Genomic DNA, 14,688 nt, shown 5'->3' on the forward strand with positions numbered 1-14,688 from the left:
GTATGTCGCGCCGGAAGAACAGCAGCAGCGCAACCAGTGTCGCGGCGATCGACGCCAGATCGACCGGCACCATCACCGAGGCGTAATCGGCAAAGCCGATCCGGAAGAAGTCGGCCGACACGATGTTGACGAGGTTGGAGACGATCAGCGGCAGACTGGCGGTATCAGCGATGAATCCCGCCGCCATCACGAACGCCAGCGTCGCCTTGTCCTTGTATCCCAGGGCACGCAGCATCGCGATAACGATCGGCGTCAGGATCAGCGCGGCGCCATCATTGGCGAACAGCGCCGACACCGCCGCCCCGAGCAGGACGATCAGCACGAACAGCCGACGACCATGCCCCCCGCCCCAGCGCGCAACGTGGAGCGCCGCCCATTCGAAGAACCCGGCTTCATCGAGCAACAGGCTGACGATGATGATCGCGACGAACGTCGCGGTCGCGTTCCAGACGATGCCCCACACCACCGGCACGTCAGAGAGCGAAACGACCCCGACGAGTAGCGCGACGGCCGCGCCGCCTAGCGCGCTCCAGCCGATGCCCAGGCCCTTGGGCTGCCAGATGACGAGCGCGATCGTGACGACGAAGATAGCGAACGCGAGCAGCATCAGGCGATGCGCTGGCCCGAAGCATCCACAACCTGTTCGCCGTCTTCCTTGGCAAACGCGCCCTGTTGGGCATCAGGCAGCAGATCGAGGACCGCTTCGGACGGTCGGCACAGCTTCACGCCGAGCGGCGAGACGACCAGCGGCCGGTTAATGAGGACCGGATGCGCCATCATCGCGTCCACCAGCGTGTCGTCTGACAGCGCATCGTCACCAAGGCCCAGCTCCGCATAGGGCGTCCCCTTCTCGCGTAGCAGATCGCGGGGCGTGATCCCGGCGCGGTCGATCAGCTCGACCAGCAACGCGCGCGAGGGTGGGGTTTTCAGATATTCGATGACGTGCGGCTCGATGCCAGCATTGCGGATCATCGCCAGCGTGTTGCGCGACGTGCCGCACTCGGGGTTGTGATAGATCACGATATCGACGGCCACGGGGCGTCCTTTCAGCAGCAGGGGGTGAGTTCGGCCAGGAGCGGCGCACACAGTTCAGGCGAGCCGGCACAGCAATCCTTGACGAGGAACAGCGTTAGCGCGCGCAGCCCGTCTAGATCGGCACGGTAAATAATCGACCGGCTATGCCGTTCCGAGCGCACGATGCCGGCGCGCGCGAGAATGCCGAGGTGCGCGGACATGGTGTTCTGCGGCACGTCGAGCTGACGGGCAATTTCACCCGCCGCCATGCCGTCCGGTTCGTGGCGAACCAGCAGGCGAAACACGTCGAGGCGTGTGCCTTGCGCGAGCGCACCAAGCGCAATGATAGCCGAATCGTTATCCATGCATCCGGCATAGCGGATATGTTAAGTTATGAAAGCTCTCACGATCTTCAAACCACTATCGATTCCGACAACGCCCTGCACCGACATGAAAGCGGCAGGCGTAAAGACCATGCCGGCCACGACATGTCGGGCATGAAAAGTAAATGGGAGGGAGGCGTCCGCGCCTCCCTCTTTTAATGGCGGGCGAACACCTTGCGTCCGGTTGGTCCGAACGCGATCACCTCATAGGGCTGTGCGTTCATGCCCGGCATTTCCATGCCAGGTGATCCCACCGGCATACCCGGCACGGCAAGCCCGTTTACGCCTTTGGGATGCTGGGCAAGCACCCGTTTCATGTCGGCAATCGGTACATGGCCCTCAAATGCCATACCGTCGACTACCGCGGTGTGACATGAACTGAGGTCGGCGGGGACACCCATCTTGCGCTGAAGCACATCGCGGTGAGCGTCATCGATGATCTGCACGTTGCGCCCGAACTGCTGACGGACCTGCTTGGCCCACTGCTCGCAACAGCCGCACCCTGGATCGCGGTGCATGGCAATGCTGTTCGCCGCTAAGGCCACAGCCGGGGTCATCATCGCTGCGGCGACGATCGCACTCCGGATCGTAAACTTCATTGCTAAACTCCTTTGGTGAAGCCCCGCCCGGGGGCGGGGTTCCTGCCAGCGGCCTTATTGGGCGCGCTTGCCATGCGACTTGAGCCAGCCCTGAAGCTCGGCGATGTCCTTTTCCTGCTTCGTAATGGTCATCTGCGCCATCCGCTTCGTGTCGGCATCCTTCGCGTCCCGAAGCGCCACGCGCGACATGGTAACGGCTCCACGATGATGTTCGATCATCTTGCGGGTCCACATCTCCGATGCGTCTCCCTGCTTCGCGGCCATCATCTTCTGATGCATGTCCATCTCGGATGCGGCGTAAGGATTGCCCGGATCATTCATCATCTTGGAATGATCCATTCCCTGCATCTGGCTATGATCCATGCCCGCCATGCTGCTCTGTGCGGCAAGCGGACTGGCGGCGAGCGCTGCGGCTAACATGCCGATCGTGGTAATGGTCTTCATAGTCGTTCTCCCGAGGTATCCCCCACCTAGAGAGAGTTACGCGGCAACGTCGTGCACCCCTTGGACTTTTCTTTGCCTGCGGCGCGGCCAGCGCATGTAGAGCAGCACCACGCCTGCCACCGCAAGGGCTAGCCCCCCAGCTGCAAATGCCATCATCCAAGGGGTGTTGAAGTTCTCATGGTTTTTCCAGTCCATGATGTGGAGGCCCCAGAAAAAATCATAGAGCCGCCACGTACCCGTTCGGACACCGACAATCCTACCGTTCTCCGGTGACACGAACACGCGCGTCGTCTCGGCGTCCTCGAACTCCACACGCCAGACCGGCAGTTTGCCACGAAACTCCGTGCTCGCTGTTCGAGCAAACATGACGGACGCAACAGGGACACCGGGGCCGCGATATGCCGCGCGTGCAACTCGTAGCGCAAAGGGCGCATCGATACGCTGCATCGGCAAACCGGTCCGGGCGTCGTGCATCCGGACCGTGCCGTTAGCCATCGTCAACTCGGCGACGGGTTGTCCGAACAAGGTCGTGTAGCGCAGTTCGCGCACCGGGCCGGGGGCAGCGCCCAACACCGATGCCGGGGAAGCAAACTCCTGAGCCGGATCGATCGTCGCCGTGTTCTCGCGTGCAACGAGGTGTTCTCCTCGTACCCGCTCGATCGGCAGGATGCTCATCAACAAGCCGCTGGAGAACCAGAGCAGTAGCTGCACCCCGATAATCAGTGCCAGCCAGCGATGAAGCTTGCTGGCACCGACATGAAGGCGGAGCCTGCCGCTCCTCAGAACCAGGTCCTCACGCCGGCAACGAAGCTGAAGCCGCCCGTGTCATCACCGCGTGCTCTCGTGAAGCGTGCCGTGTCGCCGAATTGCCTTTCCCACGACACGCCGATGTAGGGCGCAAACTCACGCGACTTTTCGTAGCGCAGCCTGAGCCCGAGTTCGAGGTCCGTAAGCCCCGATCCGATGCCGTCCTGGCGCACGTCTTGGGCTGCAAAGTTGGCTTCCACGCGAGGCTGAAGGACGAAGAATTGTGTCACTCGCTCGTCGTACCATGCCTCGGCTCGGCCAAGCACGTCGCCCTTGTCAGAAAGGAACAGTGCCCCCTCGACGTCGAACCAATAGGGCGCAAGCCCCTCGATCCCGACCGTCGCGTAGGTGCGAGAAGGGTTCGGCTTGAAGTCGTAGCGGACGCCCGCCTGAAGGTTCCAATAGGGATCGAGCGCACGGCTGTAGAGCGCCTGCACCTCGGCCGCTTCGAGCGGTTTGCCAAATGTGCCCTCGCCTTCGCTCTTCAGGGTGAGACGGTTGATGTCTCCCCCGATCCAAGCCTCGCCATCCCATCGATAGCCGTCCCCGCCTTTGCGCGCCTGATACTCGGCAAGGTTGAAGAGCACTTGGTAGTAGGTCATTCCGCCATGCTCGCGGCGCAGGTCGCGGTTGGCATCGCTCATGGCTGCCTCGCCGTAATAGCGAGACGCTGCCAGCACCGGAGATGGTGCAGGCGCGGGCGCATTGCCCGGCTTCAGGTCTGTACCGACAGGCACGGTCGCCATTCCCGGCATTGAAGACATGTCATGCTGCGTTGGCTGGCCGGGTGCCATATCCATGCCGGGCATCGCCGACATATCATGGCCGGTGTGCTCGCCTGTTGCGGTAGCCGGAGCAGGGTTCATGCCTGACATTTGGGACATGTCGTGGCCGGCGTGCGGATCGGCCGCGTTCGCACCGCTCATGTCCATGCCGGGCATCGTGTGTTCGGCATGTGGATCGGCTGCAGGCTTGGAGGGACGCTTTGCCGGGACCTTCCTAGTCGCTGCCTTCTTGGCAGGGGCCCGCTTTGTGGCCGGTCTCGATCTAGCGGTCGGTTTTTTCGCCGGCATTTTCATGCCCGGCATGCTCATGCCCGGCATCATTGAATGGTCCATCGTCTGCGCCGTGGCAGGTGCCGTGGCGACCAGCGCGCCGATCCCGGCGAGAAGCAGCGCCTTCATGCCGCCTCTCCCTTCGCCGAACGGACCTGGACGACCTGCATCATGCCCGCGTGCATGTGGTAGAGCATGTGGCAGTGGAATGCCCAATCGCCCTCGTTGGCGGTCACGTCCCAACTGACCTTGCCCCCCGGTTGGACCATGACGGTATGCTTTCTCGGGCTGTACGCGCCGTGCCCCGTCACCAATTCGAAGAAGTGGCCGTGCAAGTGGATCGGGTGGCCCATCATCGTGTCGTTGACCAGCGTGACGCGGACGCGCTCGCCAGCAAGAAATGGGATCGGTGCCTTCACCTCGGACAGCTTTTCACCGTCGAGCGCCCACATGTAGCGTTCCATGTTGCCGGTAAGGTGGATCTGCACCTCGCGCGACGGCGCGCGCAGATCGGGATTGCGATCGACCGCGACCAGATCGCGGTAATTCAGCACACGATGCCCGACATTCTCCAGACCCTGACCGGGGTCGCCGGTACGATCCATCGGCATCGGCGAGATGGTCTGGACACCCGGCCCCTTCTTCACGCCCGGCGCTTTCGAAAAGTCGCGCATGTTCATGTCCATGCCCGCCATGCCGCCCATTGCCATACCACCTGCGGCGTCGGGCGCACCTGCCATGCCTGGCATCGTAGCACCCGACTGCATCGCGCCGTGATCCATCCCGGCCATTCCGCCCGCGCCGGCACCGGCAGCACCGTGGTCCATCTGCGCGTGGTCCATCGCAGCGGCGGGCTTTTCAGCCGTGGCCATTGATCCGTGATCCATTCCAGGCATGCCACTATGGTCCATGCCCTGCATCGAACCGCCGCCCGACATATCCATGTTCATGTCCATCCCCATGTCCTTCATGGTGGCGACAGGGCGCTTGCGAAGTGGAGGGACTTCAGCGGCCATGCCTTCGCGGGGGCTTAGCGTTGCGCGCGCCATGCCGGACCTGTCCACGCTCTCACCGACCAGCGTGTAGGCGCGCTCGTCCGATGGAGTGACGATCACGTCGTAGGTCTCGGCCACGCCGATCTGGAACTCGTCGACCTCAACGGGACGGACGTTGAGGCCGTCCGCCTGGACAACGCTCAGCTTCAACCCCGGAATCCGGACGTTGAAGGTCGTCATCGCGGACGCATTGATGACACGCAGCCGCACCCGCTCGCCCGGCCTGAACAGCCCCGTCCAATTGTCCTGCGGCCCATGCCCGTTGACGAGATAGGTGTAGTTTGAACCCGTCACGTCGGCGACGTCGGTCGGGTCCATCCGCATCTTGCCCCAATCGAGGCGATCCTTGAGCGGCTGGTCCTCGCCCTTGAGCAGGCCGGCGAGCGTCTGCTGCTGCCGGTTGAAATAGCCCGACTGCTTCTTGAGCTTCATGAAGATGCGATGCGGGTGGAGCTGGCTGTGGTCGGACAGCACGATAACGTGCTCGCGATCCGACTGGATCGGGTCAACGCCCTTGGGGTCGATCACGATGGGGCCGTAGAGCCCCATCTGCTCCTGCAACCCGGAATGGCTGTGATACCAATAGGTGCCGGCCTGCACGATCGGGAACTCGTAGGTGAAGGTCGTGCGCTTATCGATGCCGGGGAAGGCAACGCCCGGCACGCCGTCCATCTGGAACGGCACGATCAGGCCGTGCCAGTGCAACGAGGTCTGCTCATCAAGACCGTTCTCGACATGCAGCCGCACGGTCTGACCTTCCCGCAGCCGGATCAGCGGTGCGGGCACAGTGCCGTTAATGCCGATGGCGTGGCTCTGCCGTCCGTCGATCATCATCATCTGGTGCGCGACCCGGAGCCGGATTTCATCACCCGATACAGTAGGCAGCGGCTTCACAATACCAGCGGAAACAGGCTGCGCCCATGCCGGCATATATGCCGACAGCGCAACACCGCCTCCTGCAAGAGTGGCACCGCGCAGCAATTGGCGGCGGTCTAGAACGCGCGACATGGTAGCTCCTTGGGATTGAGCCGCTGCCGGCCCGTCTCACCTCTTACGCGTCCCGTGCGCCTACCCCTTGGTTCTCTTTCAAATTTTCGGCGAGGCGCGCGCGAGCCCGATATAGCCTGGTTTCGACCGCCTTCTGGCTGATCCCCAATACATCGGCCGTTTCCGCCTGGCTCAAACCCTCGATCGTGCGGAGCACCAACGGTTCTTTGAGATTCATCGGCAAGGTCGCGATGGCGCGCGTCACTTTGGCAAGTTCCTGCCGATCGGCTGCTGCGTCATCGATTGCTACCTGATCGTCCGCGATCGTCTCGGCCTGTTCGTCGAGCGGTGCGGCAAAGGAGAAAAACCGACGGACCGCGCGCTTCCTTGCCCAATCCCGGCATTTGTTGACGGCGATCGTAGAAAGCCATGCTTTCATCGCCCGCTGTGTATCGTAGCGCGGCATCGCCTGATGCGCCGCGACAAACGTCTCTTGAACCAAATCGAGCGCTTCGTCGGCCTCGCCGACAAAGGCGCGCGCGAGCCGGAATATAGGCTGACGATAGCGACGCATGATTTCGGAGAATGCCGCTTGTCGGCCAGCGATGCTGAGCGTCGCCAGTTCGCCGTCGGACAGGGTGGTCCAATCGAGGCTCACCCCTGGTCGTCGGTGAGCGCCTTCACCACCGCAGCATCGAATTGGGGGGTCTGATCCGGGCGCAAAAGCTGCCGCATGGCGAAGATATGCGCCAACGTTGCCTTCTGTAACTCGCCCATCGCCGCATGACTCTGATCGACCGCGGCGGTCACCTTGGGGCCGTTGCCATGCTCGGTCTCAATGGCCTCGGCTAGCCGTGCATTGTCCGCGCGCATTTCCAATTCCAGCGCGTGGCGTTGCACCGCGAACCGGTCCTCTAGGCTTTTCAGCCGGGCCTGCTGATTGCCATCAAGCGCCAGCTTATGGTGCAGGACCTCGTGCAAGGCGGTGCCCGGTTGCTTAGGCTGGGGCAGCAACACGCGCGCAAGAAATACGCCTGCGATAGCCGCGAGGAAGGCCAGTACAACGCAGACGATAAGCCGCTTGGTCGATGTCATGGCTCACCAATCAGCAAGACCGATGGCGCCAGTGGTGATGCGCCCCCGAGCGGCGAAAGCGACACCGCAGGGCTGGCGGTCGCCGGAAGTTCCGCGCCAACCATGCCGATCGCGAGCGCTGCGACCATCACGCCCCCGACGCCCAATCCGGTCAACCGTGCGACGGGCTGCGCACCGATGCGTGCGAACACCTGCGCTTCGATCCCGTCCAGCGATGCCGGCACGGGTGCGCCCGCGAGCCTCGCCAATGTTCTGTCTAGATCGTCCATGCTGTCCACTCCGCGCCTCTACCACTTGTTACGCAGCGATGCCCATCACCCCTCGACTTCCGTCATGAGGGGCGAGCGGCCGGGCCGCGTAGAACAGGCACGAACCTGATCGGAGTATTCCCATGCGTCGCGTCTTCCTTCCTACCGCTGTCGTCCTTCTCGGCCTTGCCGGAGCCGCCCAGGCCCATCCCAAACTCGTATCCGCATCCCCGGCACCGAATGCGATGGTCGCGAAGCCCGCCAATGTCACACTGCGCTTCAGCGAGAAGCTGATGCCCAAGTTTTCCGGTGCGGATCTGATGATGACCGGGCATGGCGGCATGACGCACGCACCAATGAAAGTCGTCGGGACCGCAACTGTCGGCTCGGACGGTCGCACCCTCGTCGTCACGCCCAAGTCGCCGCTCGGCGCGGGTAGCTATAAGCTTGCCTGGCATGTGGTCTCGACCGACACACACCGCATCACCGGAAACTACGCCTTCACGGTGAAGTAAGGTGGAAGCCGACTGGCCGCTGATCGCGGTTCGCTTCGCGCTTTACGTGACGCTGAGCGGGCTGTTCGGCCTCTCGGCATTCGGCCTCTACGGGTTGAAGGTCGGTGAGCGCGGCAACGCGCTTGCCTTCCGCCCTTGGCTGTTCGGGACCGGGCTTCTCGCCCTGCTATTCTCCGGCATAGCGGTCGCGCTGCTCGCAGCCGCGATGGCAGGTGCACCTCCGTGGCCGATCGATCGGGAAGCAGTCGGAATGCTGCTCTCTGACTCCGCAACGGGCACGGCATGGAAAGTACGCATGATCGCGCTCTTGGTGGCGTCTATCGCTGCCCTAATAGCGGCGCGGCGCACGATGCCGCTTGGCTTGGTCGCCATCTTTTCCGGCGTCGCTCTCGCAACGCTCGCCTGGACGGGGCACGGGGCGATGGACGAAGGCGCGACCGGGTGGGTGCATCTGGCGGCCGATATCCTCCATCTCCTGAGCGCTGGTGCGTGGGTGGGAGCGCTGCTCGGGCTTGGGCTGCTGGTGACACGACCAGCGCGGCGCACCGATGCCGCCCACCTCGCACTGACCTATCGAGCGCTGCACGGGTTCGGTCTGACCGGCACGATTGTCGTCGGTACGATCGTCATCACCGGCCTCATCAACGCTTGGCTGTTGGTTGGCCTTGGCAATCTCCCGACCCTCGGCACGACGGTCTACGGCAGGCTCTTGATCGCCAAGCTTGTGCTGTTGGGTGGGATGCTCGGACTCGCTTCGCTTAACCGCTTCCGCTTTACACCGGCATTCGAACGATCGGTGTCAGCAGGCGATTATAAAGGCGCGCTGCGAACCTTGCGAACAAGTCTTGCAGTCGAGGCTTCGTGCGTGGTCGCGATCCTCGTGCTGGTAGGTTGGCTCGGCACGCTCGAACCCCCTGCGTCGGCCATGTAGCTATTGGTTTGAGGGCAATCGAGCTTTGCGACGTAATTTAATTAGGTGCCGTGAGTCGTTGGAAGGGGGGCTTGACCCTGACACGGTGTCAGACCCTACATGCTCTCGGGTTGAAGGAGTTTTTCTATGAACGACCCTGATTTCCACGCCCATTTGGCCGGGGGCTGCGGGTGCTCGAACAAGCAAGCTGATAAAGCTGCTGCGATCGAGCGCGAGGCGGGCGCGTCCTGCTGCTCGTCCTCCAAATCTCCGGCTGTTCCACAAGCTGCCAAGGAAGGATGCTGCTCAGGGAAAGCGGGCGGAGAACCTTCTGCCACAGTGACCGACCCGGTATGCGGCATGACCGTTGATCTGGCAAAAACAGCGCACCATGCCGAGCATGCCGGGCACGAGTATCATTTCTGTAGTGCAGGGTGTCGAACCAAGTTCGTCGCTGACCCTGATGCCTACCTTGGGGCCAAGCCAAAGCCCGAGCCGGTGGCAACCCCGGGAGCGATGTGGACGTGCCCCATGCACCCTGAGATTCGTCGGGAAGGGCCGGGAACGTGCCCCATTTGCGGCATGGCCCTCGAACCGGAAGAGCCGTCGCTCGATGACGGTCCCAATCCAGAACTAGTCGATTTCACCCGGCGTTTGTGGGTAGCAGGAGCGCTCACCGTTCCGCTGCTCATTGTTTCGATGTTCGCCGAGATGTTTGGGCTCCATGTTGTTAGCCCTACCGCTTCGCCTTGGGTCCAACTCGCACTCACTGCGCCAATTGTGCTGTGGGCGGGATGGCCGTTTTTCGAGCGGGGGTGGATGTCGCTTCGCACCCGCCATCTGAATATGTTCACGCTGATCGCGATCGGCGTCGGTGCGGCATTCCTCTACAGCCTGGTCGCAACACTCGCGCCCAGCATCTTCCCTGCGACGTTCCGGATGCACGGGGGCATGGTCCCAGTCTATTACGAAGCTGCCGGCGTCGTCGTGACACTGGTGTTGCTCGGACAGGTTCTCGAATTGCGCGCCAGAGCGGCGACTGGCCGCGCGATACGCGCCCTCATGGACCTCGCTCCCAAGACAGCGCGACGGTTGCGGTCTGACGGGTCAGAGGAAGAAGTCAGCCTTGCCGACGTGGCAACCGGAGATCGGTTGCGGGTCCGCCCCGGCGATGCGATCCCGGTCGATGGCGTGGTGGTCGAGGGTCGCTCCTCGGTCGATGAATCCATGCTCACCGGCGAGCCGGCCCCCGTCCTCAAGGAAGTCGATGCCGCAGTCACGGGGGGGACGGTGAACGGCACGGGCAGCCTCGTTATGGAAGCCGGCGCGGTCGGTTCGGACACGATGCTGGCGCGCATCGTCCGCATGGTCGCGGAAGCGCAGCGCAGCCGTGCCCCGATCCAGGCGGTCGCCGACCGGGTATCGGGCTGGTTCGTACCTTTGGTCGTGCTGATCTCGGTCGCGACCTTCGTGGTGTGGTCGCTGGTCGGTCCCGAGCCACGCATGGGTCACGCCCTTCTTAATGCGATCGCCGTGCTGGTGATCGCCTGCCCGTGCGCGCTCGGGCTCGCGACCCCTATGTCGATTATGGTTGGCACCGGCCGCGGCGCGCAGGCCGGCGTGCTCGTCAAGAATGCCGAAAGCCTACAGGCACTCGATAAGGTCGATACGCTGGTCATCGACAAGACGGGCACGCTAACGGAAGGCAAGCCGTCGCTGGTCGCGATCGAGGCAACCGGCACCGTTGGAGAGAACGACATGCTCGCGCTCGCTGCGGCTGTCGAAGGACAGTCCGAACACCCGCTAGCCCACGCGATCGTCGTCGCCGCCAAGGAACGCGGATTGCAACTCGCCACGGTCGCAGACTTCGCTTCGCAGACCGGCATGGGTGTCAGTGCCACGGTTGGCGGCCGATCGGTGGTGATCGGCAATGCCGCACAAATGAGCCGGGTCGGTGCCGATCCCCAGTCACTCGACGCTTCGGCCGATCGCCATCGGAGCGAGGGAGCCGGCGTCATCCTGATCGCGATCGACGGCGCACTCGCGGGCTTGCTCGCGGTTGCTGACCCGGTGCGCCCTTCGGCGCGCGACGCCATCGCGGCTCTTCGCAAGGAAGGTCTGCGCGTTATCATGCTGACGGGCGACAATCGCGGGACGGCCGATGCGGTTGCGCGCGCCGTGGGCGGCCTGGACGATGTACGCGCCGATCTGCGACCGGAAGATAAGGCGCGGATCATCGGCGAATTGAAAGCTGATGGTGCCAAGGTTGCAATGGCCGGCGACGGTATCAACGACGCCCCGGCGCTGGCCGCTGCCGACGTTGGGCTCGCGATGGGGACGGGAACCGACGTAGCGATAGAAAGCGCGGGCATGACGCTCACACGCGGCGATCTTTCGGCGATCGTGCGCGCGCGCAAGCTCGCCCGTGCGACGATGCGGAACATTCGGCAGAACCTGTTCTTCTCATTCCTGTTCAACGGGGTCGGCGTGCCCGTCGCGGCCGGCGTGCTCTACCCCGTTGCCGGCATCCTTCTGTCACCAATGCTGGCTGGCGCTGCGATGGCCCTCTCTTCCTTCACCGTCGTGCTCAACGCGCTGCGTCTGAACACGGTGAAACTATGAACATCGGGGCGGCGTCGGAGGCCAGCGGCGTCTCGCAACGCATGATCCGCCACTACGAGAAGATCGACCTTGTGCCCGCACCGCTCCGGCGCGGGAGCTACCGGGATTATTCGGAAGTGGACATTCATCGGCTGCGGTTCATCGCCAACGCGCGAGACCTTGGGTTTCCAATCGAGGAGATCCGCACGCTACTCGGCTTGTGGTCGGATCGGGATCGGTCGAGCGCCGAAGTTAAGGCGCTGGCGAAAGCGCGCGCTGCCGAGCTGGGCCGCAAGGCGCGCGCGTTGAAAGCTATGCAATTGGCGCTGATCGACTTGGTTGAGCGCTGTCACGGCGATGATCGCCCGGAGTGCCCAATTATCGAAAGCCTCGCTGAATAATCCGATCGAGCGCGGCGCTTAGCGTGCCGCGCTCTACCGCCTGTGGGCGTTCGCAAGCGGTTCTAGTGTTCTCCCTTCTCGTGTGAAAACGGCTTTTGGGAAAGATCTATCGTTCCCAAAAGACCATCGTTTTCGAGGAAGCTTTGTGTCAAAACCGAACGGTTCTGACGCTTGAGATAGGTCGCCGCCTTTCAAGCGCTTACTGGTGTCAGAACCCTCATTCAGAATAGCTCGACAAGGGGTTGCAGTCGGTGGCTTGCTTGGACCAAATCGCTTTTCCGAAAGCGGTCGAGGTAATCTTCGGCGGTGACAGCGGGATTGTGAAACTGACGGCGTTGGTTTCCGATTGCGGTCAGCGCCTTGGCCGTATCGAGGTCGATGACATTAACGATGAAGTCGTCGGGATGCTTCACCTCGATACCGTGGCGGGCGGCTGCTTCGACCGGAAAATCCTTGAGGTTGTACGTGACAATCGCGTCGGCTCTGCCGTGAATCGCTGCGGCAAGAACATGGACGTCCTTGGGATCAGGCAGTGTCAGGGCAGGCATCAGCGGTTCGTAGCCTTCCACCAGCGCCTCTCCGAAGCTGTCCATGTAGGTCCGCTGGCGTTGGAAATGGTCAGCTGCCAGATCGGCAAACCGTCGCCTTAAGCTTTCCTCCCACTCGGCCAGGATGGCCTCGCTCCAGAGCGGCCGGAACAGCCGGCTGGCGGCGAACCACAAAAGCGCACCCCGCACGATGGAGGGGTGCATGACGTTGGCATCGAGCAGGACGGTGTAGCGGCCGACCAGCATCAGGGACGATCGAGAGGCGTGTGATCGTCGAAGAGGCCAGCTTCCTGATCCAGATCCGCCATTTCCTGCAGGGCCTCATGCCGGGCCGCATCCATGCGGCTGCGGTAGGTCAGCACGTCGCGTCCGAGCAGCTTACGATGCGTGCCGACCATCCGGAACGGCAGATCACCGCGTTCTAAGAGCTTAATGAGGTGTGGACGCGACATGTTGAGCAGGTCGGCTGCTTGGCTAGTTGTAAGCTCTGCCTGTACCGGCACGACAGTGACGGCATGACCGTTGCCGATCTCAACTAGCATCTTGACGATGCTGTTGAACACACCAGACGGCAGGCTGATAACGTCCTCACCTGCCCCTTCTACAGTCAGGTGAATAGGGCGGCTGGAATCTACCCTCGACAGTGCACGCGCGGCGTTACCGGCCGCCTCGATCTCGTGTGCAGTAGGCTCGTAGGCCTCGTCGATATTGAAGGCCACGGCGGCCATGTTTCATCTCCCAGGGCGGAAGCCATCTAGTGACTGCGAGTTGTAAACGCAATAAGTGAAACGAGTGTCAACGGGAAGACGTTCCACTGCGGTGATCGTCGAGCATGCTGAGCGGGGTGGGCGTAATCCAGTCGCCTCCCAGCTTGGGGTATGGACCGTAGAACAGATCACCCAGCGCACGCCGATAGTGCGCGTTCATCCAGCGCCGGCGTCGATGCTCCGGGCCATCGTAGAGCATGTGGCAGCGTTGGCAGAGCGCTGCGAGCTGGTGAAGCGCACTGTCGCTCGGATCATGGTTAAGGTGCGCACAGGCCAGGACCACCGGTGTCCACCGGCCTTGTACCAGAATGTTTTCCGTAGGCCGTCGCACGCGCCGGCCCCGGCCATTGCGCCAGCATTGCCGGTTCCGATCCCACCACCGTCCGTCGCCTAGGTGGAAGACCTTCTGCCTGTGGGGACGTCCACAATGCTCGCAGTGTCCCCCCGCCCGCACGAAGCGTACCTGGTGTGATAGCTGCACCCAGTCGATCGGGTACAAGAACACGTGCTCGGGCCGGATAGGCATCAGGCCTTCCCTGCCGAAGTGTCAGGCTGCGCAGTCCACCGCATTATAAAGCCACCGTCGCTGCGGTCAGCGCCCGGTAGAGTGTGGCATGGTGGCATTTGAGCAGCTTGGCGGCTTCGCGCACCGATGTGCCTTCGCTTATCAATCGTTCGCCGAGCGTGATCTGATCGGGGGTGAGCTTTGGCGGACGGCCAAAGCGGACTCCCCTCGCCTTAGCCGCCACTCGTCCGCTGCTGGTGCGCTGGTGGATCAGCTCACGCTCGAACTCAGCGATGCCGGCGAACACGGTCAGCACCATGCGACCAGCTGGCGAGGTCGTGTCGGCCCAGGGCTCGGCCAGCGAGCGCAGGCCGGAACCAGCCTCCTTCAGCTTCTCGGCGATGTCCAGCAGGTCGCGCGTCGAGCGCGCCAGTCGGTCGAGCCGCGTCACTACCACCGTGTCGTCGTCGCGCAGCTGCTCGATCATCTTGGCCAGCTCGGGCCGGTCACGCTTCGCGCCCGAGATCTTCTCCTCGAACGTCCGCTTGCATCCGGCCTCCTTCAACGCGGCGCGTTGCAGCCGGAGATCTTGGTCATCGGTGGACACACGAGCATAGCCAATCAGCATGTTGCAAAATTGTATCGTAATAAAAGTATTTTGCAACCGACTTTTGCGACATCAGCACATGAGAGAACACGAGCTCTAAGGGCTCTGTTGCGAAACTTAGAACATTTGAGACAGTCGACAGTTGCT

At 62.7% G+C, this 14,688-nt stretch carries 18 protein-coding genes; 4 read left to right on the forward strand and 14 right to left on the reverse strand.

The genetic code is table 11. The annotated features are described in order from the left end of the window. From SJY20_RS17750 to SJY20_RS17800, 11 genes are all read right to left on the reverse strand, one after another. Window positions 1-607 (reverse strand): ArsB/NhaD family transporter (locus SJY20_RS17750; RefSeq protein ID WP_380788795.1); only part of this gene is annotated, 607 nt, incomplete at its 3' end. Then, window positions 607-1,035, reverse strand: a complete 429-nt coding sequence (gene arsC / locus SJY20_RS17755) for an arsenate reductase (glutaredoxin) (protein WP_082446616.1) — start codon at window positions 1,033-1,035, stop codon at window positions 607-609. The genes SJY20_RS17750 and arsC, both read right to left, overlap by 1 nt. 11 nt (window positions 1,036-1,046) lie before the next feature. After that, complete coding sequence (locus tag SJY20_RS17760) at window positions 1,047-1,379, reverse strand: helix-turn-helix transcriptional regulator (protein WP_055763316.1); 333 nt, start codon at window positions 1,377-1,379, stop codon at window positions 1,047-1,049. A 173-nt stretch (window positions 1,380-1,552) separates the two neighbouring features. Then, window positions 1,553-1,996: a DUF411 domain-containing protein gene (locus SJY20_RS17765; RefSeq protein WP_055763320.1), complete on the reverse strand. Its 444-nt coding sequence runs from the start codon at window positions 1,994-1,996 to the stop codon at window positions 1,553-1,555. A gap of 54 nt (window positions 1,997-2,050) precedes the next feature. Then, entirely contained in the window at window positions 2,051-2,440 is a 390-nt protein-coding gene (locus SJY20_RS17770) for a DUF305 domain-containing protein (protein ID WP_235516307.1), read from the reverse strand. Window positions 2,441-2,476: 36 nt separating this feature from the next. Then, entirely contained in the window at window positions 2,477-3,229 is a 753-nt protein-coding gene (locus SJY20_RS17775; protein ID WP_055763323.1) for a PepSY domain-containing protein, read from the reverse strand. Next, window positions 3,220-4,431: a copper resistance protein B gene (locus tag SJY20_RS17780; RefSeq protein WP_055763326.1), complete on the reverse strand. Its 1,212-nt coding sequence runs from the start codon at window positions 4,429-4,431 to the stop codon at window positions 3,220-3,222. Before SJY20_RS17780 ends, SJY20_RS17775 begins: the two co-directional genes overlap by 10 nt. Next, window positions 4,428-6,365, reverse strand: coding sequence for a copper resistance system multicopper oxidase (locus SJY20_RS17785; protein WP_056405756.1), 1,938 nt, complete (start codon window positions 6,363-6,365; stop codon window positions 4,428-4,430). The genes SJY20_RS17780 and SJY20_RS17785 overlap by 4 nt, the downstream gene beginning before the upstream one ends. Window positions 6,366-6,408: 43 nt before the next feature. Continuing rightward, a complete protein-coding gene (locus tag SJY20_RS17790) occupies window positions 6,409-7,002 on the reverse strand; it encodes an RNA polymerase sigma factor (RefSeq protein WP_055763333.1) in 594 nt (197 codons plus the stop codon). Beyond that, a complete protein-coding gene (locus SJY20_RS17795; RefSeq protein ID WP_055763336.1) occupies window positions 6,999-7,439 on the reverse strand; it encodes a periplasmic heavy metal sensor in 441 nt (146 codons plus the stop codon). The genes SJY20_RS17790 and SJY20_RS17795 overlap by 4 nt, the downstream gene beginning before the upstream one ends. Then, a complete protein-coding gene (locus tag SJY20_RS17800) occupies window positions 7,436-7,708 on the reverse strand; it encodes a hypothetical protein (RefSeq protein ID WP_055763369.1) in 273 nt (90 codons plus the stop codon). The genes SJY20_RS17795 and SJY20_RS17800 overlap by 4 nt, the downstream gene beginning before the upstream one ends. A 122-nt stretch (window positions 7,709-7,830) precedes the next feature. Here SJY20_RS17800 and copC point away from each other — a divergent pair, with 122 nt between their 5' ends. From copC to SJY20_RS17820, 4 genes are all read left to right on the forward strand, one after another. Beyond that, complete coding sequence (gene copC, locus SJY20_RS17805; protein ID WP_055763339.1) at window positions 7,831-8,202, forward strand: copper homeostasis periplasmic binding protein CopC; 372 nt, start codon at window positions 7,831-7,833, stop codon at window positions 8,200-8,202. Window position 8,203: 1 nt separating this feature from the next. Further along, window positions 8,204-9,133, forward strand: a complete 930-nt coding sequence (gene copD / locus SJY20_RS17810; RefSeq protein WP_055763342.1) for a copper homeostasis membrane protein CopD — start codon at window positions 8,204-8,206, stop codon at window positions 9,131-9,133. A gap of 126 nt (window positions 9,134-9,259) precedes the next feature. Then, entirely contained in the window at window positions 9,260-11,734 is a 2,475-nt protein-coding gene (locus tag SJY20_RS17815) for a heavy metal translocating P-type ATPase (RefSeq protein ID WP_082445487.1), read from the forward strand. Continuing rightward, a complete protein-coding gene (locus SJY20_RS17820) occupies window positions 11,731-12,114 on the forward strand; it encodes a MerR family DNA-binding protein (protein ID WP_055763348.1) in 384 nt (127 codons plus the stop codon). The genes SJY20_RS17815 and SJY20_RS17820 overlap by 4 nt, the downstream gene beginning before the upstream one ends. 221 nt (window positions 12,115-12,335) lie before the next feature. Here the strand turns inward: SJY20_RS17820 and SJY20_RS17825 are convergent, their stop codons facing one another. The 3 genes from SJY20_RS17825 to SJY20_RS17835 all read right to left on the reverse strand — a co-directional run bounded on the left by SJY20_RS17825 (window position 12,336) and on the right by SJY20_RS17835 (window position 14,562). Further along, entirely contained in the window at window positions 12,336-12,908 is a 573-nt protein-coding gene (locus SJY20_RS17825) for a putative toxin-antitoxin system toxin component, PIN family (protein ID WP_055763351.1), read from the reverse strand. Next, window positions 12,908-13,390: a helix-turn-helix domain-containing protein gene (locus tag SJY20_RS17830; RefSeq protein ID WP_055763354.1), complete on the reverse strand. Its 483-nt coding sequence runs from the start codon at window positions 13,388-13,390 to the stop codon at window positions 12,908-12,910. The genes SJY20_RS17825 and SJY20_RS17830 overlap by 1 nt, the downstream gene beginning before the upstream one ends. A 608-nt stretch (window positions 13,391-13,998) precedes the next feature. Beyond that, complete coding sequence (locus SJY20_RS17835; protein ID WP_031392880.1) at window positions 13,999-14,562, reverse strand: recombinase family protein; 564 nt, start codon at window positions 14,560-14,562, stop codon at window positions 13,999-14,001. Window positions 14,563-14,688: the final 126 nt, after the last annotated feature.

It is taken from the genome of Sphingomonas sp. R86521, assembly GCF_042466235.1.
GTDB lineage: Bacteria > Pseudomonadota > Alphaproteobacteria > Sphingomonadales > Sphingomonadaceae > Sphingomonas.